This is a genomic window from Natrinema longum (assembly GCF_017352095.1).
Taxonomy (GTDB): Archaea; Halobacteriota; Halobacteria; order Halobacteriales; family Natrialbaceae; genus Natrinema; species Natrinema longum.
The window spans coordinates 968,361-993,144 of the sequence record NZ_CP071463.1 but is presented as its reverse complement, the minus strand read 5'-3'; the positions used below and the strand labels follow the sequence as shown (position 1 = coordinate 993,144).

Genomic DNA, 24,784 nt, shown 5'->3' with positions numbered 1-24,784 from the left:
ACCTTCGATGTCGACCGCTCGGCCGTATAACCGAACTGGAAAGAACACCGAAATTATAACCCCTCCCCGCTAATCTCCGTAGCAGACCACATCGATCCCCCGCTCATATGACAGACGATTTCTACGATCTGCTGGAGATCCCGCCCGATGCCTCTCAGGACGAGATCAAGGACGCCTATCGCGACCAGGTTCGCGTCTACCACCCCGACCTGAACGACGACGATCGCGCACAGGCCCAGTTCACCGCCGTTCAGACGGCGTACGATATTCTCGGCGATCCGGTCGAGCGGCAGGCATACGATCGACTCGGCCACGAGGAGTACGTCGCGAAACGGACCAGCGGGCTCCCCTCTCCCGACGTCTGGAAGACCGACGACGGTGACGAGGACGACTCCGACGGGACGGAACTGAGCTACTCGGAATCGGAGACGGCATCCGCGTCGGCGTCCTCGGCGGCCGGCGCGAGCGGCGCGAAATCGGCGGCCGGTGTGGGGGGTGGGACCTCGTCCTCGGCAGCGACCGGTTCGAGCGCGTCGACGTCGACGGCCGGCACGACGGGTGGGACGTCGACTGGGACCGGCGGATCGGGGCGTCGCGGATCGGGATCGAGCAGTCAACGCGAGCGCAGGGACCGCGCGACTGCGAACGGAACCGGTCAGTCCCGCGGGACGCGCTCGCGATCCGCGTCTCGATCGGACGCCGAATCCTCGATCGCGGCCTGGTGGCGACGGCGGAACCTCTCGTTGCCGTTGCTCTGGCTGTCGGTGCTCGTCTACGCGGCCGGTCTCGGTCAGTTCGCCCTCGAGAATCGGGCAGCGCTCGACTCGCTTTGGGCGGCCCTGCGTGCGACCGGCGGCGATCCGGCGGCCGTCTGGACGCTGCTCTCGGAGAGCCGCCACGGTCTCGAGACGGCCGTGGGGTTCGTCCGGGCCGTCACGGTCGTGACCCCGCCACTCGAGGGGCGGCTCTGGTACGGTGTGCTAGCGGCTGTCGTCGCCCTCGCGGTCCTGGGCCTGCTCGTCGTTCGAGTGGTCCGGCGGGAGAACACGTGGGGGCCGCTGACGATCGACGAGACGATCGTCGTCGCGCTCGTGCTGGCGGCCACGACGACGCTGATCGGCGGCCCGTTGCTCGCGGGAGCGGTCCTCATGCCGCTGTTGTTCGGCGTGATCGTCCGCCACACGAGACGCGGCGCGGGCTGGACGCCGTCGTATCTCTACGTCGTTCCGGTGCTCGCACCGCTTGCTGGGTTCGGCGTGTCGCTGGCCGGCTCCGCCACGTTACCCGTCGACCTCGCCGTGTTCGCGTTTCTCCCCGTGGTGGGCGGACTGGCGCTGCCGTTGCGGGCGACGGTCCTGAAGTACGGCGGTCGCTAGCGGCCTCCCACGGCGATCCGACGGAGCCAGTTCGTCGCGACATCGATCCCGGAGTCGACTCGTGGACGGGCTCGAGTGTTGCGTGGCACGCTCGAGCCGACGCTCGGACGATCCCCGTGAGACGACCGGTCGTCGTCGGCCGTCCGGGCTACCGATTAGTTGAAATGCGACAGATGCCAAGGCCTCGCATGGCCAAATACTCGACCGGTTCGTCCGGTGGCGGTGGCGGGACGAACTGCGAACTCTGTGGTGCCGAGAGCGATTCGCTCACGCTCGCATCGGTCTCCGGAGCCGAGCTCGAGGTCTGTCCGGACTGTGCGCCACACGACGACTCGAAGACACACGGCGAGGACCGGAACCGGGCGCGCAGCGAGCAGGACGCGGGCTCCGACGACGAACCGAGCCGCCGGCAGAAGGCGGCCCAGAACGTCGCGAAAGCGAACCCCGTCTGGGACGGCGACTCCAAACACTGGGAGAGCGAGGGAACCAACTACGACGACGATCCGCTGCCGTACCTGATTTCGGACTACGGCGAGGCCCTCGTCGAGGCACGGCGGGAGGCCGGCCTCCAGCGGGAAGAACTCGCCGACGAGCTCGGGGCCCCGGAGACGGACATCCTCGCGGTCGAACAGGGTCGCGCGACGCAGGCCGGCGTCGGTGGCGGTCTGATCGAAGCCCTCGAGGAGCGACTGGACGTGACCCTTGCGGAGTAACGGGGAGCTATTCTCGACTCGGAGACGGTCTCGGCGGCCAGACTTTTAAGTGCCGACGACCCACTGTGACCGATGACCGGGCAACGGGCGGCAGCGGAGCCGTACGTCACGCGATTCGAGACCGAGGTGACGGCGATCGACGGCCGGCAGGTCTGGCTCGAGCGCAGCCACTTCTACGCCGCAGGCGGTGGACAGCCGGCCGATCGCGGGACGATCGGCGATATCGCGGTGACGGACGTCCAGTTCGTCGACGGCGAGGTCGTTCACGTGCTGGCCGCAGAGCCGTCCTTTCGGCCGGGCCAGCGCGTCCTCTGTTCGGTCGACCGGTCGTTCCGGATGTACTGCACGCGGGCCCATACCGCCGGCCACGTCCTCGTCGGGGCCGCGCGGCGACTGCTCGAGGACGCGACGGACGCCGGCCTCGAGATCGGATCGGAGACGGTTCGGGTCGACCTCGAGACGACTGCGACCCTCGACGACGAGACGCTGATCGAACTCGACGAGCGCGTCAACCGCGTCGTCTGGGAGTCGCGACCGGTGTCGTGGGACGACGTGTCGATTTCGGCGGCCCGCGAGCGCGACGACATTGGCTTCGATCCGAAGATCGACGCGGCCGCCGTCGAGAAGGGGCGGGTTCGAATCGTCACGATCGGGGCCGAAACCGACAGAGTAAGCCGAGAGGGCGTTACCGGAACGACCGCCTCGAGGGAGCCCTGGGATGCCACGGCCTGTGGCGGGACCCACGTGCGGAACACGCGCGAAGTCGGCCCCGTCGCGGTGGTCGGGTGCTCGAGCCCTGCCGAGGGCGTCCGTCGGATCGAGTTCGCCGTCGGGCCGGCGGCGATCGACCGACGCACCGCCGAAAAGCGAGCCGCCTTCGCGGCGATGGAATCGCTCGAGGTCGACCTCGAGGACGTCCGCGACGAACTCGAGCGTGGGGCGAGTCGCCGGTAACGGTCGGTGACGCCGCGCTTTCGCTCGAGGAGAGCGGGCGACCGTTGCAAGCAACGGCTTCATTCTTCTCGGGTCCGTCGTCTCGACCAGCGACGACGCCGGTACCGCGTTCACGGGAGGTGGAAACTATTACTACCTTCGGAGTGAATGTCCATCCATGGGAGTCGACTACTCACAGCTGCACGATCCGAACGCCGAGTACACGATGCGAGACCTCTCGGCAGAGACGATGGGGGTCACTCGCGAGCGCGGCGGTGGCCGGGACATCGAGATCACGGACGTCCAGACGACGATGGTCGACGGCAACTTCCCGTGGACGCTCGTGCGGATCTACACGGACGCGGGGATCGTCGGCACCGGGGAGGCCTACTGGGGGGCCGGCGCGCCGGAACTCATCGAACGGATGACGCCGTTCATACAGGGCGAAAACCCGCTGGACATCGACCGGTTGACCGAACACCTCGTCCAGAAGATGTCCGGCGAGGGCTCGATCGGCGGCGTCACCGTCACCGCGATTTCGGGGATCGAGGTCGCGCTCCACGACCTCGCCGGCAAGATCCTCGAGGTGCCGGCCTATCAGCTACTGGGCGGCAAGTACCGCGACGAGATGCGGGTCTACTGCGACTGTCACACCGAGGAAGAGGCCGATCCGATCGCCTGCGCCGACGAGGCCGAGCGCGTCGTCGAGGAACTGGGCTACGACGCCCTGAAGTTCGATCTCGACGTGCCAAGCGGCCACGAGAAGGACCGCGCGAACCGCCACCTCCGAGCGCCCGAGATCGAACACAAAGCCAGCATCGTCGAGGCGGTTACCGAACGCGTCGGCTCGCGGGCCGACGTGGCCTTCGACTGCCACTGGACCTTCTCGGGGGGCAGCGCCAAACGGCTCGCAAAACGGCTCGAGGAGTACGACGTCTGGTGGCTCGAGGACCCCGTCCCGCCGGAGAACCACGACGTCCAGCGGGAGGTCACGCAGTCGACGTCGACGCCGATCACCGTCGGCGAGAACGTCTACCGAAAACACGGCCAGCGCCGCCTGCTCGAGGAGCAGGCCGTCGACATGATCGCGCCGGACATGCCCAAGGTCGGCGGCATGCGCGAGACGCGGAAGATCGCCGACCTCGCCGATATGTACTACGTCCCGGTCGCGATGCACAACGTCGCCTCGCCGGTCGCGACGGTCGCCAGCGCCCACGTCGGTGCGGCGATCCCGAACTCGCTTGCGGTGGAGTACCACTCCTACGAGCTCGGCTGGTGGGAGGACCTCGTCGAGGAGGACGTCATCGAGGACGGCTACATCGAGCTCCCGGAGGACCCCGGTCTGGGCGTCACCCTCGACATGGACGCCGTCGAGGACCACATGGTCGAAGGCGAGGAACTCTTCGACGAGGCGTAATCAAATCCCGGCAGACGGTACTCAAACGATCGAGTCCCTGTTTCCGACGCCGAAACGAAAGCACTCGACAGCGTCTCGTCCAGCCGGTCACCTCGACGCTCCCGATCGAGAACGCGTTCGAACTCGATGTCGACGGCGAGCGCTACACCGTCGGCGGCACCGGCGCGTTCCTCGAGGACTACGAGACCCAGTCGGTCACCGTTCGCGCGCTCGAGGACTGACGCGTTGGCCCTACATTTTTTCTATTGTAAGTAAATTTCTTGAACTCGCGGTGCGCAGTCCTCTCTGTAATGTCCATCCTGTCGAAGCACGCACGGTTCGCGAACGGGCGTCGAACAACGACTACTGGGGGCGGGGCAGCCGAATGATCGAGAAACGAACTGTCCGGGACCGAATCGTCGAGGGCGGCGTTATCGCCGTCCTTCGCGGTGTCGACGAGGAGCGGATCGTGCCGGTCGCGCGCGCGATTCACGACGCCGGCGTCGACGCGCTCGAGATCACCGCGGATGGGACGCGCGCGGCCGAACAGATCGCGGCCGTCGACCGGGAACTCGCCAACACCGACGCCGTCGTCGGCGCGGGGACCGTCCTCGACGCCTCGAGCGCCCAGTCCATGATCGACGCGGGCGCATCGTTCGTCGTCTCGCCACACACCGACGCCGACGTCGTGGGGACCTGCAACCGACACGGGGTCCTCGTCGCGCCTGGGGTCATGACCCCCACGGAGGCCGTGACGGCGATGGAAGCCGGCGCGGATCTCCTCAAACTGTTTCCCGCGGCGACGGTCGGACCCAGCCACATCGGCGCGCTCGCGGGGCCGCTGGGCGACGTCGATATCGTTCCGACGGGTGGCGTCTCGCGGGACAACGTCGCCGACTTCTTCGACGCTGGGGCGGCGGCAGTCGGTGCGGGCGGTGCGATCGTCGACGATGCGGCCGTCACTGACGACGATATGGCGCAGGTCCGAGAGACGGCCGCGTCGTTCGTCGACGCGGTCGAGGCGGCACGCGGAAACTGACGTCCCGTTCTCGACCGGCACGATCCGGCAGTCCGTGGGAACGGGTGAGGACGGTTCGGGTTCGACCGCTGCCCATGCTGGTTGCCGTTTTATCCCCCTCATCGAAGTGGGATCTGGCGTGACGACAGATCCCGACCACTGTTCTCGAAGACGGCTATTGGCCGCTGCCGGGGCCGCGACAGCGTTCGGTCTCGGCGGTGTCACGACCGGCGGTGCACAGAGCGACGACGCCAGTTCGAACGAGACGACGCCGGACGAACAGGGCCCCGATCAACTCGAGAGCCAGTATTCGACCGTCTACCAGGAGACGATCGACTCGGTCGTCCTCGTCACCGTCGCCGGGACGGGGGGTCCCGGTCCCGGTGGCGGTGGTGGACTCGGATCCGGGTTCGCCGTCGACGACCAGCACATCGTGACGAACAACCACGTCGTCCAGACGGCTCCCGAGGACGGCATCGAAATTCAGTTTCGCAATCAGGAGTGGCGAACCGCGTCGATCGTCGGCACGGACGTCTACAGCGATCTCGCCGTCCTGGCGGTCGACGATATGCCGGAGATCGCCGCTGGGCTCTCGTTCGTCGAGTCCGGGGCGGTGATCGGACAGGAGGTACTGACACTCGGCAACCCGCTTGGGTTCAACGCCTCGATCTCTCAGGGGATCGTCAGTGGCATCGACCGGTCGTTGCCAAGCCCGACCGGGTTCTCGATTCCGGCCGCCATCCAGACCGATGCGGCCGTCAACGCCGGCAACAGCGGTGGCCCCCTCGTGAACCTCGAGGGCGAAGTCCTCGGCGTCGTCTTCGCCGGTGCCTCCCAGACGATCGGCTTCGCCATCTCGGCGCGGCTCGCGAACCGGGTCGTCCCCGCGCTCATCGACGACGGCGCGTACGAACACGCCTATATGGGCGTCGGGGTTCAGCCCGTCGGGCCGGAGATCGCCGAGACGGTCGATCTCGAGGAGGCGACCGGCGTCCTGGTCATGGAAATCGTCCCGGACGCGCCCGCGGACGGCGTCCTCGAGCCGGCCAGTACCGACCGACCGGGCAGTGGGGACGTGATCATCGCCGTCGACGGCCAGGCAATCCCGACCCAGGCGGCGCTCTCGTCGTATCTCGCACTCGAGACCGAACCCGGCGAGACGATCGAACTCGAGATCGTTCGGGACGGCGACCGCCAATCCGTCGAACTGACGCTCGCGGCCCGGCCGGACCCCGAACGGCCCCGTGTGCCGATCGGTGGTCGGCCGCGTGAGCGGCCCCCAGGGACGGGACCGTGATCGACGGACGGAACGGTTCCCGATTTCGACGAGCCGTGATCACGCCGTGGCCCCGATCGATCCGCTCGAGTTCGTCCTCGATCTCGGCGTCCCGTTCCGCTTCGTACTCGGTTGCTCCGTCGCGTCGCAGTCGACGTGGCTGCCACACGGACACGAAAGACAGATAAAAGACGCCGCGCTGTGAATAGACATATATGGACGTTCCGTACGACCTCACCTCGTACGTTCGGGTGCTGAAAATGGCGACCACACCCACTAGCGAGGAGTTCCTCCAGGTATCGAAAATCGCCGGTGCAGGGATCATCCTGGTTGGATTGATCGGATTCATCATCGGCACGATCATGCTGTTCCTGACCAGCGGTGGTGGCATCTAATGGGAATCTTCGCTGTCAAAACGACGGCGAGCCAGGAACGCACCGTCGCGGATATGATCATCAACCGCGAGGAAGCCGAGATTCACGCCGCGCTCGCACCCGATTCGCTGACCTCGTACGTCATGGTCGAGGCCGACGGCGATGCCGCTCTCAACCGTGTGCTCGAGGACATCCCACACGCCCAGAGCATCGTCCCCGGCGAGTCGGACATCTCCGAGGTCGAACACTTCCTCTCGCCGAAACCCGACGTCGAGGGGATCGCCGAAGGCGACATCATCGAACTCATCGCCGGGCCGTTCAAAGGCGAAAAAGCGCAGGTCCAGCGGATCGACGAAGGCAAAGATCAGGTGACGGTCGAACTGTACGAGGCGACGGTCCCGATTCCCGTCACGGTGCGGGGCGACCAGATTCGCGTGCTCGACAGTGATGAGCGCTAACGCGCTCATCAAGCAGTCAGCGCGGCGGAGCCGCGCTGAATATAGCGACGAACGATAGTTCGTCGGACCGTGCGAATCGCGTGCGGCCGTGGGTCTCGCGGACAGTAACGAGCTACCCGGCCGTATGTCCGAACTCGTCGCCACTCACTGCCGAGGTGTGGTCCCATCGGCGACGAAACCAGTACTGCGCCGAGCTGGCCGCCGTTCGCTATCTTTTTGCGAGGAGAGAATCCCGCCGTTTACCGCGGGGCGGATGTCACCCTTTCAGTTCCGTCGCGATCGCTTGCATATTCGCCTCCGACTCGATTTCCTCGAGTAGCTCCTCGCGTTCCCGGACTTCCTCGGAGCTCGCACCGTAGGCACGGACGTATTCGGCGCGGCTGTGTTCGGTAAAGGCGTGCCGAATCGCGAGATAGCCGTCGGGAACGACGGTCCCACAGACTTTGCACTCGCGGCGTTGGTGTTCCGTCGCCTGATGGACCACGGCCGATTCGACGTCCTCGTAGACTGCGCCACAGCCGTCGATCCCACATTCCCAGGCCATTCGATAGTGGAACTCGAACGGCCGTCCTAATGATCTTTTCGCAGCCCGCGTTTCGGCCAGAATATACGATCGGACGGCAGCCAGCTGGGAATCGACGACGAACCGACGGCCGTCATCGGTCGAGACGGCTGCTGGCAGGCGGCCGCCAAATCAGAATGCATAACTCGACCGTCTCGGAAGTAGTGGTCGTGACCGACGGAGTGACGTTCAGAATCGACTGTCACGTGAAGGTGCTCGACGATCGCGTCGTCGAACGGGCCAAACGGGCCAACCTCGATGCGATCGTCTACGCACCCCACTTCACCCGCCTCCCGGAGATCCGCGAGCGAGCCGCGGCCTACTCCGACGAGGAGTTGCTGGTGCTTCCCGGTCGCGAGGTCTTTACCGGCTCCTGGCGGAATCGCAAGCACGTCCTCGCGATCGGCCTCGAGGAGCCCGTCCCGGATTTCATCCCGCTCGAGGCGGCGATGGCCGAGTTCGACCGCCAGGACGCGGCAGTGGTGGTCCCCCATCCGGAGTTCGCGAACGTGAGCCTCTCCGAGACGGACCTGCGGACGTACGCCGATACCGTCGACGCCGTCGAAATTTTCAACCCGCGACACCTGCCCACGAACAATTGTCGCGCGCGTAAGCTCACTGCTGGCCTCTCTCTCCCCCCGTTTGCCTCCTCGTACGCACACATGCCGCGATCCGTCGGCGTCGCCCATACCGGGTTCGACGTGGCGCTCGAGAACGAGGCGGAGATCGTGACCGCGCTCGCGGACGGGATCGGTCGCCGAGTCGTTTACGACAACGGCCTCGAGCGCTGGACGACGACGGCGATGGAGCTCGGCCACTTCGCCTACGAGAATACCTGGAAGAAGGTCGATCGGCTCTTCCTTTCGGGCACCGAGCCGACCCATCCACACCACATCGCCTACGACGGCCGGTTCGACGACGTCGCGGTTTACTAACGCCCGAGGTTCGTTCAGGTCCGCTGGCCCGGTCGACGAGCGGTGTGGATCCGTCCTGTCGTGTTCGACGAACGCCCGTCAGCGACTGCTGTCGGTGCCGTTTCGAGTTACCGCTCCGTCTGCGACTCTCGGGCGCTCGAGAGCGTGTCCGCGACCCGGTCCCAGTGGCTGCCACGCCAGAAGTGCTGTCCGCAGTCCCGACAGCGCCACACCTCGCGGTCCGCCGGGTCGGGTGCGTACGCCGGCGTCGACGCCGTCGAAGCGACCCCCTCGAGCGGGCCGTTGCACCGCCCACAGAACTCGGGAGCAGCCGCCAGCGAGAGATCGACTCCCGCGGCGGCGAGCGCCGCGAGCCCCGTCTCGACTTCGCGTGACTCGAGGAGGATCGCATCCTCGGCACGGCCGGCGAGTTCGACGTCGCGCGTGACGACCGTCCGATCCTCGTCCCGGGCGACGGCGAGCAGGTCGTCGTCGGCCTCGAGCCCGCGGTCCCCGGCGTAGACGGTATCGTGGTTGCACATTCGCAGATAGGAGACGAGCCCGCCGCACATGACGTCGACGAGGAGGCGCATCGGGATCGTGGTTGGGTACCGAGGTCAGTGCAGGAACTCGCGCAGGGTCGGGAGCTCCCAGGTGTTGATCACGTCGTCCGGTTCGGCCCAGCCGCGCCGCGCCGTGTGGACGCCCCAGCGCATGTACTCGAGCGTCGACGGCTGGTGGGCATCGGTATTGATCGCGATCGGCGCACCAGCCTCGCGGGCGGCCTGGACGGCGCTCCCCCAGAGATCCAGCCGACGGGGATCGCTGTTGACCTCGAGGGCGGTGTCGTGTTCGGCGGCGGCCGCCCCGAGCGCGGTCGCGTCGAGTTCGAGCCCGGAGCGCTCGTTGAGCAGGCGGCCACTGGGGTGGCCGAGCACGTCGATCGCCGGGTTCTCGATCGCGTGGACGAGCCGATCCGTCGCGGTCTCTGCGTCCTGTCCGAGCGCGCTGTGGGTCGACGCGACGACCACGTCCAGCGCCTCGATCACCGCCTCGGAGAGGTCGATCTCGCCCGCGGCGTCGACGTTGGCCTCGATTCCGGCCAAGACCTCGATCTCGGCTTCCTCGCCCACCGCGTGGATCTCCTGGACCTGCTCGAGGATCTCGGTGTCGGTGAGCCCCATGTCGCCGACGATACCGGGACCCTCCGCGTGGTCCGCGATTCCGAAATAGTCGTAGCCCCGGTCGGCGGCGGCCTCGACCATCGCCTCGATCGTCGTGTTGCCGTCGGACCACTCGGTGTGGGTGTGGAGGTCGCCGCGGACGTCCTCTCGCGTGATGAGATCCGGTAAGTCGCCGCTTTCGGCGGCGTCGATCTCGCCGCGGTCTTCCCGAAGCTCCGGGGGAATCCACGGAAGTCCGAGCGCCTCGTACATTCCCGCCTCGGTCTCGCCGGCGACGCGGTCGCCGACGCGCTGGCCCGTCTCCGCAGCCGCGACTTCGCTCACGTCGAACGCGCCGTACTCGTTGAGTTTCATCCCGCGATCGATCGCGTAGTTGCGCAAGGCGACGTTGTGGTCCTTGCTCCCCGTGAAGTACTGCAGCGCGGAGCCGAATTCCTCGGGGACGACCACGCGCAAGTCCACGCGACTCTCGCCGACGCGGACGCTCGCCTTCTCGGGGCCGGACTCGATCTCGTCGTCGACCGAGTCCCACGCGACGAACCGATCGACGACCGACTCGCGGTCCTCGGTCGCCGCGAGGACGTCCACGTCGCCGATCGTCTCGCGCCACCGCCGGATCGAGCCCGCGACCTCACACCGGTCGACGTCGTCGAGGGACTCGAGGAAGGCGAGCACGTCGTCGGCGAGCGGTCGCGCCTCGCCGAGCAACTGGCGCTGGCCGACGGTGCGGGCGAACTCGAGGTTGTCGCGGATGTTTTCCTCGGTCTTAGGGCCGAACCCCTTCACGTCCCGGATCTCGCCGGCCTCGGCCGCGTCCTCGAGGTCGTCTAAGCTCTGTACGCCGAGTTCGCGGTAGAGCTTGCCCGCGGTCTTGGGGCCGACGCCCTCGATCCGCGTGATGTCGGCGATGTCGATGGGGAGGTCGGCGCGGAGGTCCTCGAGTTCCTCGATCCCGCCGGTCTCGACGTACTCGACGATCTTCGAGGCGATGGCGTCGCCCACGCCGTCGATGTTCTCGATGGCATCACGGTCACCGGCCTCGATCCGGTCGGCGATCGGCGACGGATACGATCGGATGTTCTCGGCCGCGCGACGGTACGCGCGGGGCTTGTACTCGACGTCGTCCGCCTCGAGCAGGTCGGCGAACTCCTCGAAGCGGGCGGCGAGTTCGGCGTTGGTCGTCATCGTCCCCTCCGTGCGCTGGCGTCGTCCTCCTGGCCCAGCGCCTTCTTCAGGAAGGACATCCAGCGTTTGCGATCCTGTGCCTGCTGGACCTGTTGCTCGCGTTCCAAGTCCGTCGGCCCCAGGTTCTCGAGGGCGTTCAGCGCTCGATCGATCCCGATGATGCTCCCGGCGAGTTCCTCGCCTTTCTCGCGACTGATCGTCCCCTCCTCGATCCGCTCGAGTCGCTCGAGGCGCTCCCGGCGTAGGTTCCGCTTGGCCTGCTCGACGCGCTCGCGTTCGCCGGCGGGCACCGTCTCGCGGCGCTTGATCTCGAAGACGAACGTCCGGAGGTCGATCTCCTCGCCTTGAATCTCGATCGTCTCCGGGATGTCCGCGCCGACGGTCGCGCCCTCGCGCTCGACGCGCTCGAGCAGTTGCTTGCGCTCGTACTCCTGCACACTCGAGTGTGGGGGACGGGGAGGCAAAAATGTACAGTCCGGACGCGGGTCGACCAGCCAGCAACGGCGCTTCCCGGCACTGACCGACAGCGGTCGTCTGAACGACGGCGGAAAAATCCCAAATCCCTTAGCGACGCCGAACATACCCCTGCTCAATGGCCAAGTGCGACGTGTGTGGGAAGGACGAAAACATGCCGTACAACTGTCGGCACTGCGGTGGGACCTACTGTGGCGACCACCGACTCCCCGAGAACCACGACTGTTCGGGGTTGCAAAACTGGAACGACCCCCAGGGTGTCTTCGACAGCGGCTTCGACGAGAGCGTCAACGGCGGGGGCCAGTCGCGGGCCTCGAGTCTCGCCGACAAAGTGCCGATCAATACCGGCACCGGTGGGCCGTTAGCGTACTTCCGTGGGAACGCGACCTACACGTTCCTCGCGTTGATGTGGCTCACGTTCTTCAGTCAAATCCTCGTCGATGCCATCTTCGGACCCGAGCTGGTGCAGACTCTGTTCGTCCTGCGGCCCTACTATCCGCAGTACGTCTGGACGTGGTTCACCTCGATCTTCGCACACGGCGGATTCATGCACATCGTCTTCAACAGCATCGTGATATTCTTCTTCGGCCCGCTCGTCGAGCGGTACGTCGGGTCGCGGAACTTCGCGGTTCTTTTCCTCGTGAGCGGTGCGCTTGCGGGCCTCGGTCAGATCAGTATCCAGATTCTACAATCCAGTACGATCACGCCGTTCACACAGGGTGTCGTCGGAGCGAGCGGTGCTGCACTCGCGCTCCTGGGCGTTCTAACGATCCTCAATCCCGATCTCAAGGTGTACATCTACTTCATTCTCCCCGTTCCGATCTGGGTCCTCACGGGAGGATACGCAGTGTACAGTATTTTCTTCGTCAGCACCGGCGGCGGCGGCAACGTCGCACACATGGCCCACCTGGTCGGCCTCGTGATCGGCCTCGCCTACGGACAGTACGTCAAACAGAACCAAAACGTCCACGCGCCGAACCGCCTCGAGTTCGGCGGCGGCGGGCCCGGCGGCCCCGGCGGTCCGGGTGGACCCGGACGCGGCCGGTTCTGAATCCGACGATTCCCGAAACCCCGCAACTGATTTTCACACGGCGTCTATCCCCTCCCACCCGATGAGTCAGCCCCGCCCAGATCTCGCACCCGACGCCGATCTCTCGCGCGCGGAGATGGAGTCCCTCCAGCGCGAGATCGCCGACGCCGCCGTCTTCGAGGACGACGTTTCGTTCGACCCGACGACTCTTTCCAATCCGCTCGAGGCGACCGCGAGCGGGGGCGAACCGCCGGTCGTCGTCGGTATCGACCAGTCGTTTCTCACGAACGACGAGGGCGAGCAAGACCGCGCCCTGAGCGCCGTCGTCGCGACGTGCGGCGGCGAGGTGATCGAGCGCGTCTCCGCTATAACGCCCCTCGAGATCCCCTACGTTCCCGGCTTCCTCTCCTTTCGTGAAGGCGCGCCGATCCTCGCGGCGCTCGCGAAGCTGTCGGTCGATCCCGACCTGCTCCTGTTCGACGGCAGCGGTCGGATTCACTTCCGGCAGGCCGGCATCGCGACGCACATCGGCGTGGTCAGGGACGTCCCCAGCGTCGGCGTCGCCAAGAGCCTGCTCTGTGGAACTCCCGTCGAAGACACCGACGAGCTGCCGGCGGGAACGAAAATCGCGATCGAATCGAACGCGCGAGTCGATGCACCCGACGGAACCCTGCTTGGCTACGCCGTCCAGACGCGTCAGTACGACTCTCCCAATCGGTACATCAATCCCCTCTACGTCAGCCCGGGCCACCGCGTCGGCCCCGAGACGGCAGCCGATATCGTCCTCGCGCTCGCCTCGTCGTACAAACTCCCGGAGCCGGTTCGGCTCGCGGATCGGTACGCCGACGACGCCAAACCCGGTCTCGGCGGGTAGCTACCGGGGAAGTCGTCGCGACGCCGATCTCGTTCGAATCCGAACAGTACGATCGGCGCGACAAACCGTCGATACTTAGGTATCGTCTCTCGAACCGATCACGTATGGCCACCGCTGAGGACGTCGAAGGGACAGCCGATGACGGGCTGGACGGAACCGTCGTCGAAGACGAACGCGATCGCGACGCCACCACGACGGTCGATAGCGACCGCTACACGCGAAAGCAATCGGTGCTCATCACGGGTTGCTCGTCGGGTATCGGCCGTGCAACCGCCCGTGCCTTCCTCGAGGAGGAGTGGCAAGTGTTCGCGACGGCACGAAACGTCGACGATATCGAAGCCCTCGAGGAGGCCGGCTGTGAGACGCTCGCGCTCGACGTCACCGACCCCGAGGAGGTCGCACGGGCGGTCGAGGAAACGGTCGATATCGCCGGTGCGATCGACTGTGTCGTCAACAACGCCGGCTACGCCCAGATGGGTGCGCTCGAGGACATCGCGACGGTCGATCTCCACCGACAGTTCGACGTCAACGTCTACGGTCCCCACCGACTGACCCGCGCGGCGTTACCGCATATGCGCGCACAGGGTGAGGGCCGGATCGTCAACGTCTCGAGCGTCGCCGGGCGGGTCTCCCTTCCCGGATCGGGCGCGTACTCCGGGTCGAAACACGCTCTCGAGGCGATGAGCGACTCGCTGCGGACGGAAGTCGACGAGTTCGGTATCGACGTCGTCCTCGTCGAACCCGGCCCGGTCGAGACGGGGTTCACCGAGCGCGTCGACGAGGAGCTTCCCGACGAGGAACGAACGCCCGCCTACGAGTCGCTGTACGAACTCTACGACGACGCCCAGCTGATCGGCGGCGGGAGCGGCGGTCCCTTCGCCTCCGAACCGGACGACGTCGCCGATGCCATCCTCGAGTCGGCCACCGCCCGCGATCCGCCGGCGCGGTATCCGGTCGGTCCGTTCGCCCAGTACGGGCTGTACGCCCGGTATCTGCCCGATCGGCTGCGGGATTCGGTCTACGGGCTGTTGCGAAAACTGGTCTGACCCTGGGTGCCGATTCTTCGACCGGTCACCGGTCGGGGTCGTCGTATCGCTCGGCCGCGGATTCGAACCCCAGTTCCGATCGTTCCTGGCTCCGCCGCTCCTCGAGTGCCGCGATCGCGTCGGGATCCGGTGGCGCGTCGTCGGTGATCCGCGCCCACGAGTTGTGGACTTTCGCGTGACACCATCGACAGAGGTAGATCGTGATCTCGTGGGACAGCGTCTCGCCGTCGCGTTCGTAGGAGAGGTGGTGTTCCTCGAGCAGCGGCCGCTCATCGTCGTGGGCCATCCGCTTTTCGGCGAGGCCACAGCGAACGCACTCCCGGTCGCGGTTGCGCGAGCGGAAGTGGGGACAGTCGGCCCACGACCAGTCGGTTTCGGGATCGACGACGGGGCACGCGTAGTCGTCGTCCGCGCGCTCGGTGGCGAACTGTGGGTCCTGTTGGTAGTGTTCGAAGGCGTATCGGCACTGGCCCTCGCCGGTGAGATGGTCACAGAGGCCCGCGAACTCGTAGGGGTCGTCGACGCCGACTGGGGTTCCCTGTGGCGTTTTCTCCATACCTGATTTGGTTCGAGCCGGACGGAGTTGAATGCTCCGAGCACGCCGCACATCGCGACCGCCGGCCCGTCTCCCGTCCACGGCACTCGAGTGATAAAACAAATATGTGTGTTTGCTGAACGTTGTGTATGACCGGATCGAAACCGATCGAACTCGCTGCGGTCGTCGTCGCCGGCTGGATCGTCCTCGAGGTCGCGTTGCGTCGCGGACTCGTTTCGGCTGCTGGGGCGGTCGGAGTCGACCCGCTGCTGGCTGATTATCTGGTTCTCGCGATCGGATTCCCGCTCGTCGCGGCGATCCTCAGCTGGTACGCACTCCGGCAGGGACAGCCCCGCGAAGCGTGGGACTGGAACTGGAACCTGCGGGCCCTCGGAGTGGGCCTCCTCGCTGCGGTCGTCGGGTACGGGTTGTCCGTTGGCGCTGGGCAACTCGATACGGCACTGTTCGGCCTCGGGGACGCGAGTGGGGCTATCGGCGAGAGCCTGACGGACGCGTTCGAAGCCACACCTGCGCTCGCGCTCCTCTTTCTCGTCGGGAACGGAATCGTCGTTCCAATCTCGGAGGAGCAAGTCTGGCGGGGAATCGTTCAGACGGAACTCGTCGACGACTGGGGGGTTCCCGCTGGGATCGGGGTGACGGCGGTCCTCTTCGCCCTCAAACACGTGCTCGTCGATCTGTCGGTGATCCGGCTGACGACGCTGCTGACGCTCGGACTCGTCTTCGGTGTCGTCCGTCACCGATGGGGCACTGCGAGCAGTACGGTGACGCACGTTCTGATCAACACCGTCTCCTCGGCCAGTCTCGTCGCTCTGGCGCTTCTCTGAGCGCGGAGCGCAGACGGCGATGCCGGTCCATCGTCGACGAGTCGGGCCAGCCACGAGCGAGAACGTTTTTGGTCCCACCGGGCGGACTCGTGGGCGTGCGACTCGTCCACGAACCCGCTACGGATGGCGATTCAGGTGCCCGACGGAGCCACGAGACGCTGGCATCGACCGTCGACATCGCGGATTCGATCGTGAGTCAGACGCGGGGGCTCATGTTTCGTCGCTCCCTGCCGGACGAGTACGCGTTGGCTTTCCGGTTCGAATCGACCAGAACCCGCGACCTCCACACCCTGTTCGTGTTCGTCCCCATCGACGCGGTCTGGGTCGTCGACGGCGTCGTCCAGCGGGTCGAAACCCTTCGTCCGTGGCGGGGATTCGCCCGCGAGAAGGCCGACCTGATCGTCGAACTTCCCGCCGGCACCGCGGCCGACGTCGAACCCGGCGATCGACTGCGTCTCGAGGACGGCTGATACCGTCGACGACCCGACTCGAGTCGCGTTCCGATCCCGGCGAACGTGATCCGAACCGGCGGTTTTAAGAGAGCGTGATACATTGTACCGAGATACAATGGCACGCCAGACGCCATCTGACGAGGATAGAGGAAGTCGGGGCGACCCGGCTGGGCGTGAAATTCTCCGACGAACGTAACCGCAGTAACCGTAACTCACCACTCTTGCCTGTAACTCACTCCCCCGAACAGACGATCGCATCGGATCGGACAGTGCGCCTTCTCGACACGACGCTTCGTGACGGCGAACAAGCGCCGGGTGTCTCGCTTTCACCCGACGAAAAGGTCGAGATCGCTCGGTCGCTCGAGCGTGCCGGCGTCTCCGTCATCGAGGCCGGCAGCGCCTGTACGGGCGCGGGTGAGCGACAGGCGATCTCGCGGGTGACCGACCTCGATCTCGACGCCCGCGTCACGAGCTTCTGTCGCGGGATGAAAGGCGACATCGACCTCGCGCTCGAGTGTGACGTCGACGGGGTCCACATCGTGGTACCCTCCAGCGACCGTCACATCGAAGGGAAGGTCGGTACCTCCCGCGAGGACAACCTCGAGCAAACCGCCGAACTCGTCGCCTATGCCAAAGACCACGACCTCTGGGTCGAGGTCATCGGCGAGGACGGCTCGCGGGCCGACCTCGACTACCTCGAGGAGTTGGCCGAAACGTCCCTCGAGGCGGGCGCGGATCGGTTCTGTTTCGCCGATACCGTCGGCCACACGGGGCCCGAACACACCCACGAGGCGGTCTCCCGGCTCGCCGACATCGGGCCGGTCAGTGCCCACACCCACGACGATCTCGGGCTGGGCGTGACCAACGCGCTCGCGGCCGTCTCGGCGGGGGCCGACCTCGTCCACTGTACGGTCGACGGGCTCGGCGAACGCGCCGGCAACGTCGCCTTAGAGGAGGTCGCGATCGCCCTCTCGCACGTCTACGACGTCGAGACGCTCGAACTCGAGGAGCTGTACGAACTCGCACAGACCGTCTCTCGAGCGACGGGCGTCCAGCTCCCGCCGAACAAGGCGGTCATCGGCGAGAACGCCTTCACCCACGAGAGCGGGATCCACACCGACGGGACGCTCAAAGACGACAAGATGTACGAGCCCTACGCGCCCGAAACCGTCGGCCGCGAACGTCGACTCGCACTGGGCAAACACACCGGTCGTGCGGGCGTCAAAGCAACGCTCGAGGAACACGGCGTCGAGGCCGACGACGACGAGATCGCGGCGATCGCCGACCGGGTGACCGAACTCGGCGACCGTGGCCGCAGAGTGACGGACGCCGATCTGCTGGCCATCGCCGAGGACGTCACCGGCGAGGACCGCGACCGCGTCGTCGACCTGCTCGATCTCACCGCGACCAGCGGGGGTGCCGTCCCCACTGCGAGCATCCGGCTGGCCGTCGACGGCGAGGAACGCGTCGCCAGCGGGACCGGCTCGGGCCCCGTCGACGCCGCCGTCTCCGCCGTCCGCGAGGCGCTGGGGTCGATGGCCGACGCCGAACTCGAGTCCTACCACGTCGACGCGGTCACGGGCGGCACCGACGCCGTCGTCACCGTCGAGGTGACGATGGGTCGCAACGACCGCTCGGTGACGGTCGCCCGCAGCGAGGCCGACATCACTCGCGCGAGCGTCACGGCGATGGTCGACGCGCTCGATCGACTGCTCGCGGCCGACCAGCAACCGCTCGCGCCGGCCGACGACTGAGGTCGTCGGTCTCCCGGCTCGGTTTTTCCACGACCGCCGTCCTGGCGTCGGTCGGACCCCGCCGTACGATAGTCGGTACTGCAACGATCGACACACGGATCGAAACGCTGTCGTGCGGTCAGGTGTGCGATGACGTTCAGTTGCGACTATCGTCCCGTTCCACCCGTCGACTGCGGGTCGGCGGGCATCAAACCGCCGGATTCGACCCCACAATTCAGGCGTGGACCGCCACTAGCCCTGTCGGAAGGGGTCGGTCACGACCTTCCACGGATCGAACACGTAGACGGCCGCGAGGAACAAGGACATGACGACGACGAACAGCCGCATTGCCGCGCCGATCGACGCCGGAATACCCGGCTCGAGCGTCGTCGCTATTACCGCGGCGACGCCGATCCAGATACTCCCCGCGATCAGTCGCTGACGGAGCTCCATACCGATCGTTCGACTCGAGAGATATGAAAACCGTCGATAGTCGACTGCGAGCCACCGTCGGTGTGATTGGTACCCCGTCCGACGGTGAGACGGCGTATACAGGTCGGTGGGACTACTCGTCCCGGAGTCCGAGACCGACGGTTTCGTCGTCGAGAACGTTCTGTCGCCGATCGACCATCCCGACGTCTTCGTAGGACGTCGGTCCGGGAACCTGGTGGGCTTCGGGACCCGGCGCGTTTCCGAGGTAGGTAACGTTGGGATTCGTGCCGATGTCCGCGAGGAGTTCGAACTCCTCTTCGGGCGCGTCGACGTAATCCTCGAGTCGTTCCTGGGCGACGTCTTCCCGATCGGAGACGTCGACGTCCTGGCTCGGTCCTTCGAACCCCTCGACCGTCAGCCCGAGCCGGGAGAGGACATCTTCGCTCTCGAGGTCGACGCCGCTCCCTTCGATCGCGCTCACGACCGAGAGCACCGTCTCCTCCTTGTCCGGGAGGCTATCTCCTGGTGGCGCGTCCCGTTCGTAGTCCGTCTGCGTGATTTTGACGGCCGTCGCGAGGGCGATCAAGGTTTCCGTGAGACCGTCGACGGCATCGATGACTGCGTCCAGATTCGCGTCGACGCCCTCGAGTGACGATTCGACCGAATTCGGCGACGGAAGTTCCGTAAACAGATTGATCACCGTTCGTGCCCTGGCCGGATTGGTCTCGTATCGCTGGGGGTCACTCGCGGGATTGTTCTTGTCGCCGAACTGGATCACGTTCGGCGGGCAGGCCTGTTCACAGGCGCTCGTGCCGATCAGTCCCTCGCCCATGTTGCCGTCCTGACGGGCCGGATCGAAGACGCACTTCGACATGACGCCCCGGGGAGCGCGGCGACTGACCGGCCGTCCGCGCTCGTCGTAGATTCCCTCCGAGTCCAGTTCCTCCCGGTCGACGTCGGGTTCGTCCCACTGAAAGTAGTTGACTCCGTAGGGACAGGCCACCTGGCAGTACCGACAGCCGATACAGACCTCGTAGTCGGTCAACACGAGGCCGCCCTCGTCCCGAGTGTGGCGGGCCGTCGTCGGACACACTTTTTCACACGGTGCGTCGGTACAGTGCTGGCACGGCCGGACGAGGTAATTGAAGTCGTGAACGCTCCCGAAATCGTCGGGCTCGGGTGACTCGACGTTGCCGTCCTCGAAGGCCAGAACGTACATCCAGTTCGCTCCCTCGTCCCAGTTGTGTTCCTGATTGCAGGCAGTCACACAGGAGAGACAGCCGTCGCAGTGCTCGAGGTCGATCGTCATCCCCCACTGGGTCCCTTCGTCCGCGTCCTCGACCTCGCCCGCGTCCTCGACGGCAGGCTCTGGCTCCTGCTGATCGACCGCACCCCAGCCGAGACTCGCGAATCCCACACCGGCTCCCGCCTTTTTGAGCATTTCGCGGCGGGACTCCTCGCCGCGGGCGAGTCCCAGGAGCGTCGATCCGATCCCCTCCGCCTCGCTTTCGGCGTCGTCCGGGCTGGCGATCGGGCGTTCGTCCTCGCCGAACTCCGCCAGCACGTCGTCGTGATACTTCTCGTGGAACTCCTCCTCCGAGAGTTCCCCTTTCGTGACCCGCATGGCGTCTTTCCCCATCTCCATCCCGAGTTCCGTATCGTACTCCGTCTCGTCGAGCAACTCCTCGAGATCGTCCTGCCACGCCCCACCGAGCGGGTGAAACGGCTCCTCGTCTGCCGGCGGCTCGTCGTCCGAATTCATCGCCCCCACCGATTCCCGCGTGCTGTTTCTCGAGTGGCGATCATGGTGACTCGTGTCTCCAACGCTATGCCAAGTGTTTGCATAGTGGTCCGGCTTGCGAATGATGGGAGTGCGGACGGATCGGTCGGGCCCCAGTCGTCCCGATAACGAGGGCGAGACGACGGAACAGAAAGTCGAGCTGACAGGGATCGTTGTCCATCGATGGTGAAAGACGGCCGCATCCGCGAGTTCGTCGAGCAACTCGCCCGTACGGGGATCGCCGACTCATCGACGGATCGATGGTTCCCAGGGGACTGGAGAACTCGGTCAACATAAGTACCGGCCGTCCTAACCCTCGACAGAACGCCCGTGTCGTACGATAATCACACACCAACCTCGAGGCTTCGGTCGGTGATCGATCGGGTCGGCTTTCCACACCTGCTGACCGCAACGCTCGCCCTGGTCGCCGCGACGATCCTGCTGGGTATCGCGGCGAAGGCGACGGGGTCCGGGCTGGCCTGTGAGGCCAACTGGCCCCAGTGTGACGCCGGTCCGTACAACCTGTTGCCGGGAAGCCTTCCGAGTTTCTACGAGTGGTTCCACCGGTTCGTCGCGATGTTCGCCGGCTTCGCCATCATCGGCTCCGCGCTCGCAGCCTGGCGGCTCCCCGACGTCGACCGGCGGGTGGCCGGACTGCTCGTCCTCGGGATGGTCCTGACGCCGGTGCAGGTCGCTCTCGGCCGCGAAACCGTCCAGCAGTACACGATCGATATCCTCTCGTTGCACTTCTGGACGGCCGTGCTCATCTTTACGCTGTTCCTCGTCGCCACCGTACTGGTCTGGGCACCGCGGCTGACTGGAACACACGTCATCGGGGCGCTCGCGCTCGGAATCGTGGCACTGCCTGCACACGTCGTGTTGAGTCCGGTCATCGGTTCCGAACTCTCGAGTTATTCGCCGACGATGCAGATGACCCAGTACGGCGTGACGCTCGTCCTGTTGGGTGCAGCTATCGTCGCCGCGATGATCGGCCGGCGTCGGTTTACCGGCCGTGTCCTCGTCCCGCTGCTCGCGGCACCACCGCTCGTGGTCGGCGTCCTCTTTTTCGGCCGGCAGGCGATCAATCCCGCACTCGAGACGCCGTATCTCGTCGCTGCGGCCGCGCTCCTCGTCACGTTCGTCGCCGGCATCGTCCTCGCTCGCGGTGCCGATGCCACGCGTGACACGGAGACTCCGCTCTCGCCGTAATCCGTCCTCGTTTGCCCGCGGGATTCTCCGTTCGAGCTCCTGAATCGGCCTCAGCCGACGGCCACGACGACCGCGGCCCCGACGAGTACGGCCCCGATGCCGGCCCCCAACAGCCCGTAGTTGGCGATGGGATTCGCTGCCGTCGTCACGTCGGCGGAGTAGCGACGACGGGAAAGCGGCCAGAACGGGCGGACCCCCATCGGCGTCAGCGCATCGACGAGGAGGTGGGAGCCGATCGAAACGACCCCGACGAGGAAGGCGAACGCGACGAAGCCGGCATCCGCAAACGCCGAGGATGCGTCGACCAGAACGGCAGTCAGGCCGGCGATTCCGACACCGACGAGCAACGCAAACAGGATCGTATGAGTCGGACCGCGGTGATCGATCAGTGGCACCCGGAGATCGTAGTCGGGACTCGTCGAGAGGGCGACACAGACGAGGCCGCCGACGATCGCGACTTCCCCGTGTCCCCACAGCGAGGCGATGGTGCCAAGCGGCGCGTACGCCAGGAGCGCACCACCGTAGTGCCCAACCTGATACACACGTAACAAGGTAGGACAGATGACATATAAACACTCCGCCATCGAACTCGCGACGGAGGGTCCGTCCGCCCTTCGAGCCGGACGCCGGGACCGGTGAGGTTTTGATCGCCGGTCACCTCATCCCGGCCGTGCAAACCGTCACCGACAGGACGAGTAACCCGTTCGGACTCCGACCGCCGTTCGACCGTTCCGATCCCGACGATCGGACGGCCGTGTTCGGCTACGGTGACGCCAACGCCGACTTCCACGTCATCGGCGACCACCCCGGTGTTCACGGGGGCGCATCGACCGGCGTTCCGTTTACCGAACTCGAGGACGGACTCGCGGTCCAGGACGTCCTTCGAGAGGTGGGTTTCGCGAGCGGGCCGTGGGACGCCCCCAGCCTCGAGAACTGCTTCTGGAGTTACATCCACATGTGTACGCTCCCGGACGGGCGGGCACCGACGGACGAGGAGTACGCCGACCTCGAGCGGTTTTTCGACGCCGAGCTACGCGCGATCAACGCCCACGTTCTCCTGCCTGTCGGGGCGCGTGCAACCGACCACGTCCTCCGGGAGTATACGACCCAGCGCCACCGAATCGACCTCGATATGGCGTCGCTGCACGCCCGCGACGTTCGCGGCCGTGGCTTCCTGGTCGTTCCGATCAACGCGCCCGTCGAGTGGGTCGAGGGCGACCGCGAGGCGATCGTCTCCCGGCTCGAGGCGCTGCTCGCGAGCGATTACCGACAGACGAAAGGCGTCGCGACGACGGTCGGCTGAGGGCGATCAGTCCCCCGTCTCTTTCGGTGCGAAGACGACCAGCGCCGTACTGTCCTCGACCGCGTACGGTGAGACGTCCTGATCGCCGTCGAACCGAACGACGTCCCCCGGCTCGAGGTCGTAGACGTCGTCACCGAGGGTCACCTCGACGGCACCGCTTAAAACGTGCAGGACGACGTTGGACTCCGGATGGCGATGCTTCGGGACCCGTTCGTCCGCTGTGAGTTGCAATCGAACGGTTCGTGGCGTTCGTTCCTCGAATACCTCGGCGTGGGGGGCTTTCTCGAGGTCCTCGAGCGACGTGCGTTCGGGCATGGTCGACTCGAGACGGGCCGCGGAGTTGTAGCTGGGGACGAAGACGTTCGGCCCCTCCCCGGAGACGGCTCGGAGCGAGCGAAAACCGGACCGGGTCACGGGACCGAGAGGGTGAGAACTGATTTCCGCTAGCGGTCGTGACTCTCACCATCATTAACGTATAGGTGTCTGGAACTGAAAGGTCATGACAGCCTGATGACTCCGAGACCCACCCGTCGACGACTGCTTACCCACGGCGGTGTTGCGTTGCTCACAGGGGTTGCCGGGTGTCTCACGAAGTCGTCGGATGGGGACTCCGAGACCGACGAGGGCCCCCGTTCGGCGTCCGGGACGGCCGATAGCGCGTACACGACCGTCTATTCCGAGACGATCGACTCGGTCGTGATGGTTCGACTGGAGAACGGCCGGGGAACCGGATTCGTCTTCGACGACACGCACGTCGTCACGAACGCCCACGTCGTCGGTCGCTCGTCCGCGGCCGACGTCCGATTCAACGACGGCAGTTGGCGATCGGGAACCGTCGCCGGGCGAGACCCACACAGCGACCTGGCCGCGATCTCGGTCGACGATGTCCCGTCGGCCGCGAGCCCGCTCCCGTTCGTCGACGACCAACCCAGAATCGGACGGGAAGTGGTCGCGATCGGAAACCCCTTCGACCTCGAAGGAACGGTCACGACCGGGATCATCAGCGGGACCGATCGGTCGATCCCGGCACCGACCGGCTACACCATCCCGGACGCGGTCCAGACCGACGCCGCGGTCAATCCGGGCAACAGCGGCGGCCCGCTGATGACACTCGAGGGCCGCGTCGCGGCAGTCATCAACTCCGGGGGCGGGGACAACATCGCCTTCGGCATCTCCGCGGCGCTGACCGAACGGGTCGTCCCGGCGCTCATCGAGACGGGGCGCTACGAACACGCCTACATCGGCATCTCCTTTACCGAGGTGACGCCCGACGTCGCGGCGGCCAACGACCTCAAGGAATCGGAGGGACTGCTCGTCGCCGACGTCGTCACCGGCGGGCCGGCAGACGGCTGGATCAAGCCCAGCGACGACGTTCGCTATACGACTGCAGGACGGATCCCGATCGGCGGAGACGTGATCCTCGCCATCGACGGGCAGGAACTGACGACCCAGGAGGAGCTGGGTAGCTACCTCGCACTCGAGACCCGGCCGGGCGATACCGTCGATCTGCGGGTCACCCGTGAGGGATCCGAACGGACCGTCTCGCTCGAGTTGGGCTCTCGACCCGCGCGACGCGGGCTGTTCGGGTGAGGCGATTCCGTCACAGTCGAGACCATCGGCCACGGGGCGGCTCCTCGATCCTCGCCCGGGATCATTTAAACACCTGCCGAGAACATGTTCTC

27 protein-coding genes and 1 pseudogene are annotated in these 24,784 nt (G+C 66.1%); 19 read left to right on the top strand and 9 right to left on the bottom strand.

What is annotated here, in order from left to right; translation table 11 throughout:
• The first annotated feature begins 107 nt into the window (after positions 1–107).
• The 9 genes and pseudogenes from J0X27_RS05020 (at position 108) to J0X27_RS04980 (ending at position 7,544) form a co-directional block, all read left to right on the top strand.
• Positions 108–1,376, top strand: coding sequence for a J domain-containing protein (locus J0X27_RS05020; RefSeq protein WP_207271319.1), 1,269 nt, complete (start codon positions 108–110; stop codon positions 1,374–1,376).
• A 188-nt stretch (positions 1,377–1,564) separates the two neighbouring features.
• Positions 1,565–2,089 (top strand): helix-turn-helix domain-containing protein, encoded by a 525-nt coding sequence (locus J0X27_RS05015; RefSeq protein WP_207271318.1) that lies wholly within the window; start codon positions 1,565–1,567, stop codon positions 2,087–2,089.
• Between the two features lie 72 nt (positions 2,090–2,161).
• Entirely contained in the window at positions 2,162–3,043 is an 882-nt protein-coding gene (locus J0X27_RS05010; protein ID WP_207271317.1) for an alanine--tRNA ligase-related protein, read from the top strand.
• Between the two features lie 157 nt (positions 3,044–3,200).
• A complete protein-coding gene (locus tag J0X27_RS05005; RefSeq protein ID WP_207271316.1) occupies positions 3,201–4,439 on the top strand; it encodes a mandelate racemase/muconate lactonizing enzyme family protein in 1,239 nt (412 codons plus the stop codon).
• Between the two features lie 65 nt (positions 4,440–4,504).
• Positions 4,505–4,660, top strand: a pseudogene (locus tag J0X27_RS05000) (TrmB family transcriptional regulator sugar-binding domain-containing protein); the annotation flags it as partial.
• A 143-nt stretch (positions 4,661–4,803) separates the two neighbouring features.
• A complete protein-coding gene (locus J0X27_RS04995) occupies positions 4,804–5,457 on the top strand; it encodes a bifunctional 4-hydroxy-2-oxoglutarate aldolase/2-dehydro-3-deoxy-phosphogluconate aldolase (protein ID WP_207271315.1) in 654 nt (217 codons plus the stop codon).
• A gap of 157 nt (positions 5,458–5,614) precedes the next feature.
• Entirely contained in the window at positions 5,615–6,733 is a 1,119-nt protein-coding gene (locus J0X27_RS04990; RefSeq protein WP_224214714.1) for a S1C family serine protease, read from the top strand.
• 194 nt (positions 6,734–6,927) lie between these two features.
• Positions 6,928–7,107: a protein translocase SEC61 complex subunit gamma gene (locus J0X27_RS04985; protein ID WP_207271313.1), complete on the top strand. Its 180-nt coding sequence runs from the start codon at positions 6,928–6,930 to the stop codon at positions 7,105–7,107.
• Positions 7,107–7,544 carry a transcription elongation factor Spt5 gene (locus tag J0X27_RS04980; RefSeq protein ID WP_097378224.1) on the top strand — a complete coding sequence of 146 codons (438 nt, stop codon included), beginning with the start codon at positions 7,107–7,109 and terminating at the stop codon, positions 7,542–7,544. The genes J0X27_RS04985 and J0X27_RS04980 overlap by 1 nt, the downstream gene beginning before the upstream one ends.
• Before the next feature lie 256 nt (positions 7,545–7,800).
• On the opposite strand, the gene J0X27_RS04975 is transcribed toward J0X27_RS04980, so the two are convergent.
• Positions 7,801–8,088 carry a DUF7565 family protein gene (locus J0X27_RS04975; RefSeq protein ID WP_097378225.1) on the bottom strand — a complete coding sequence of 96 codons (288 nt, stop codon included), beginning with the start codon at positions 8,086–8,088 and terminating at the stop codon, positions 7,801–7,803.
• Positions 8,089–8,288: 200 nt separating this feature from the next.
• On the opposite strand from J0X27_RS04975, the gene J0X27_RS04970 reads away from it, so the two are divergent.
• Positions 8,289–9,041 carry a PHP domain-containing protein gene (locus tag J0X27_RS04970; RefSeq protein WP_207272034.1) on the top strand — a complete coding sequence of 251 codons (753 nt, stop codon included), beginning with the start codon at positions 8,289–8,291 and terminating at the stop codon, positions 9,039–9,041.
• 107 nt (positions 9,042–9,148) lie between these two features.
• Here J0X27_RS04970 and J0X27_RS04965 read toward each other — a convergent pair whose 3' ends face one another.
• From J0X27_RS04965 to J0X27_RS04955, 3 genes are read right to left on the bottom strand one after another with little or no spacing between them, the layout of a single operon-like run.
• Entirely contained in the window at positions 9,149–9,613 is a 465-nt protein-coding gene (locus tag J0X27_RS04965) for a Mut7-C RNAse domain-containing protein (RefSeq protein WP_207271312.1), read from the bottom strand.
• 24 nt (positions 9,614–9,637) lie between these two features.
• Entirely contained in the window at positions 9,638–11,389 is a 1,752-nt protein-coding gene (gene polX / locus J0X27_RS04960; RefSeq protein WP_207271311.1) for a DNA polymerase/3'-5' exonuclease PolX, read from the bottom strand.
• The gene (locus J0X27_RS04955; RefSeq protein ID WP_097378228.1) at positions 11,386–11,826 is read right to left on the bottom strand and encodes a DUF5788 family protein; all 441 of its coding nucleotides are present in this window, start codon (positions 11,824–11,826) and stop codon (positions 11,386–11,388) included. Before J0X27_RS04955 ends, polX begins: the two co-directional genes overlap by 4 nt.
• 155 nt (positions 11,827–11,981) lie before the next feature.
• On the opposite strand from J0X27_RS04955, the gene J0X27_RS04950 reads away from it, so the two are divergent.
• From J0X27_RS04950 to J0X27_RS04940, 3 genes are all read left to right on the top strand, one after another.
• Positions 11,982–12,914, top strand: a complete 933-nt coding sequence (locus J0X27_RS04950) for a rhomboid family intramembrane serine protease (protein WP_207271310.1) — start codon at positions 11,982–11,984, stop codon at positions 12,912–12,914.
• A 61-nt stretch (positions 12,915–12,975) separates the two neighbouring features.
• The gene (locus J0X27_RS04945; RefSeq protein WP_207271309.1) at positions 12,976–13,767 is read left to right on the top strand and encodes an endonuclease V; all 792 of its coding nucleotides are present in this window, start codon (positions 12,976–12,978) and stop codon (positions 13,765–13,767) included.
• Positions 13,768–13,871: 104 nt separating this feature from the next.
• On the top strand, positions 13,872–14,813 hold the full coding sequence (locus tag J0X27_RS04940) for an SDR family oxidoreductase (RefSeq protein WP_207271308.1): 942 nt from the start codon (positions 13,872–13,874) through the stop codon (positions 14,811–14,813).
• Between the two features lie 25 nt (positions 14,814–14,838).
• On the opposite strand, the gene J0X27_RS04935 is transcribed toward J0X27_RS04940, so the two are convergent.
• Positions 14,839–15,369 carry a DUF7097 family protein gene (locus J0X27_RS04935; protein WP_207271307.1) on the bottom strand — a complete coding sequence of 177 codons (531 nt, stop codon included), beginning with the start codon at positions 15,367–15,369 and terminating at the stop codon, positions 14,839–14,841.
• A 128-nt stretch (positions 15,370–15,497) separates the two neighbouring features.
• Here J0X27_RS04935 and J0X27_RS04930 point away from each other — a divergent pair, with 128 nt between their 5' ends.
• From J0X27_RS04930 to J0X27_RS04920, 3 genes are all read left to right on the top strand, one after another.
• Positions 15,498–16,193, top strand: coding sequence for a CPBP family intramembrane glutamic endopeptidase (locus J0X27_RS04930; protein WP_207271306.1), 696 nt, complete (start codon positions 15,498–15,500; stop codon positions 16,191–16,193).
• Positions 16,194–16,288: 95 nt separating this feature from the next.
• Positions 16,289–16,663 (top strand): DUF192 domain-containing protein, encoded by a 375-nt coding sequence (locus tag J0X27_RS04925; RefSeq protein ID WP_207271305.1) that lies wholly within the window; start codon positions 16,289–16,291, stop codon positions 16,661–16,663.
• A 203-nt stretch (positions 16,664–16,866) separates the two neighbouring features.
• The gene (locus J0X27_RS04920; RefSeq protein ID WP_207271304.1) at positions 16,867–18,399 is read left to right on the top strand and encodes a (R)-citramalate synthase; all 1,533 of its coding nucleotides are present in this window, start codon (positions 16,867–16,869) and stop codon (positions 18,397–18,399) included.
• A 231-nt stretch (positions 18,400–18,630) separates the two neighbouring features.
• On the opposite strand, the gene J0X27_RS04915 is transcribed toward J0X27_RS04920, so the two are convergent.
• Positions 18,631–18,831, bottom strand: a complete 201-nt coding sequence (locus J0X27_RS04915; RefSeq protein ID WP_207271303.1) for a hypothetical protein — start codon at positions 18,829–18,831, stop codon at positions 18,631–18,633.
• Positions 18,832–18,943: 112 nt separating this feature from the next.
• Complete coding sequence (locus J0X27_RS04910; RefSeq protein WP_207271302.1) at positions 18,944–20,572, bottom strand: 4Fe-4S ferredoxin N-terminal domain-containing protein; 1,629 nt, start codon at positions 20,570–20,572, stop codon at positions 18,944–18,946.
• A gap of 348 nt (positions 20,573–20,920) precedes the next feature.
• On the opposite strand from J0X27_RS04910, the gene J0X27_RS04905 reads away from it, so the two are divergent.
• Positions 20,921–21,799: a COX15/CtaA family protein gene (locus J0X27_RS04905; protein WP_207271301.1), complete on the top strand. Its 879-nt coding sequence runs from the start codon at positions 20,921–20,923 to the stop codon at positions 21,797–21,799.
• Positions 21,800–21,849: 50 nt separating this feature from the next.
• Here the strand turns inward: J0X27_RS04905 and J0X27_RS04900 are convergent, their stop codons facing one another.
• Positions 21,850–22,341 (bottom strand): metal-dependent hydrolase, encoded by a 492-nt coding sequence (locus J0X27_RS04900; protein WP_207271300.1) that lies wholly within the window; start codon positions 22,339–22,341, stop codon positions 21,850–21,852.
• Between the two features lie 128 nt (positions 22,342–22,469).
• On the opposite strand from J0X27_RS04900, the gene J0X27_RS04895 reads away from it, so the two are divergent.
• Positions 22,470–23,102, top strand: coding sequence for a uracil-DNA glycosylase family protein (locus tag J0X27_RS04895; protein WP_207271299.1), 633 nt, complete (start codon positions 22,470–22,472; stop codon positions 23,100–23,102).
• A gap of 6 nt (positions 23,103–23,108) precedes the next feature.
• On the opposite strand, the gene J0X27_RS04890 is transcribed toward J0X27_RS04895, so the two are convergent.
• On the bottom strand, positions 23,109–23,417 hold the full coding sequence (locus J0X27_RS04890; RefSeq protein ID WP_207271298.1) for a cupin domain-containing protein: 309 nt from the start codon (positions 23,415–23,417) through the stop codon (positions 23,109–23,111).
• A 195-nt stretch (positions 23,418–23,612) separates the two neighbouring features.
• Here J0X27_RS04890 and J0X27_RS04885 point away from each other — a divergent pair, with 195 nt between their 5' ends.
• Positions 23,613–24,692, top strand: coding sequence for a S1C family serine protease (locus J0X27_RS04885; protein ID WP_207271297.1), 1,080 nt, complete (start codon positions 23,613–23,615; stop codon positions 24,690–24,692).
• Positions 24,693–24,784 lie beyond the last annotated feature (92 nt).

Excerpts from the sequence above, each read along its gene's own strand:
- J0X27_RS05020 (WP_207271319.1), top strand. The coding sequence starts at position 108 with ATGACAGACGATTTCTACGATCTGCTGGAGATCCCGCCCGATGCCTCT.
- J0X27_RS05015 (WP_207271318.1), top strand. The coding sequence starts at position 1,565 with ATGGCCAAATACTCGACCGGTTCGTCCGGTGGCGGTGGCGGGACGAAC.
- J0X27_RS05010 (WP_207271317.1), top strand. The coding sequence starts at position 2,162 with ATGACCGGGCAACGGGCGGCAGCGGAGCCGTACGTCACGCGATTCGAG.
- J0X27_RS05005 (WP_207271316.1), top strand. The coding sequence starts at position 3,201 with ATGGGAGTCGACTACTCACAGCTGCACGATCCGAACGCCGAGTACACG.
- J0X27_RS04995 (WP_207271315.1), top strand. The coding sequence starts at position 4,804 with ATGATCGAGAAACGAACTGTCCGGGACCGAATCGTCGAGGGCGGCGTT.
- J0X27_RS04985 (WP_207271313.1), top strand. The coding sequence starts at position 6,928 with ATGGACGTTCCGTACGACCTCACCTCGTACGTTCGGGTGCTGAAAATG.
- J0X27_RS04980 (WP_097378224.1), top strand. The coding sequence starts at position 7,107 with ATGGGAATCTTCGCTGTCAAAACGACGGCGAGCCAGGAACGCACCGTC.
- J0X27_RS04975 (WP_097378225.1), bottom strand. The coding sequence starts at position 8,088 with ATGGCCTGGGAATGTGGGATCGACGGCTGTGGCGCAGTCTACGAGGAC.
- J0X27_RS04965 (WP_207271312.1), bottom strand. The coding sequence starts at position 9,613 with ATGCGCCTCCTCGTCGACGTCATGTGCGGCGGGCTCGTCTCCTATCTG.
- polX (WP_207271311.1), bottom strand. The coding sequence starts at position 11,389 with ATGACGACCAACGCCGAACTCGCCGCCCGCTTCGAGGAGTTCGCCGAC.
- J0X27_RS04950 (WP_207271310.1), top strand. The coding sequence starts at position 11,982 with ATGGCCAAGTGCGACGTGTGTGGGAAGGACGAAAACATGCCGTACAAC.
- J0X27_RS04945 (WP_207271309.1), top strand. The coding sequence starts at position 12,976 with ATGAGTCAGCCCCGCCCAGATCTCGCACCCGACGCCGATCTCTCGCGC.
- J0X27_RS04940 (WP_207271308.1), top strand. The coding sequence starts at position 13,872 with ATGGCCACCGCTGAGGACGTCGAAGGGACAGCCGATGACGGGCTGGAC.
- J0X27_RS04935 (WP_207271307.1), bottom strand. The coding sequence starts at position 15,369 with ATGGAGAAAACGCCACAGGGAACCCCAGTCGGCGTCGACGACCCCTAC.
- J0X27_RS04930 (WP_207271306.1), top strand. The coding sequence starts at position 15,498 with ATGACCGGATCGAAACCGATCGAACTCGCTGCGGTCGTCGTCGCCGGC.
- J0X27_RS04915 (WP_207271303.1), bottom strand. The coding sequence starts at position 18,831 with ATGGAGCTCCGTCAGCGACTGATCGCGGGGAGTATCTGGATCGGCGTC.
- J0X27_RS04910 (WP_207271302.1), bottom strand. The coding sequence starts at position 20,572 with ATGAATTCGGACGACGAGCCGCCGGCAGACGAGGAGCCGTTTCACCCG.
- J0X27_RS04890 (WP_207271298.1), bottom strand. The coding sequence starts at position 23,417 with ATGCCCGAACGCACGTCGCTCGAGGACCTCGAGAAAGCCCCCCACGCC.
- J0X27_RS04885 (WP_207271297.1), top strand. The coding sequence starts at position 23,613 with ATGACTCCGAGACCCACCCGTCGACGACTGCTTACCCACGGCGGTGTT.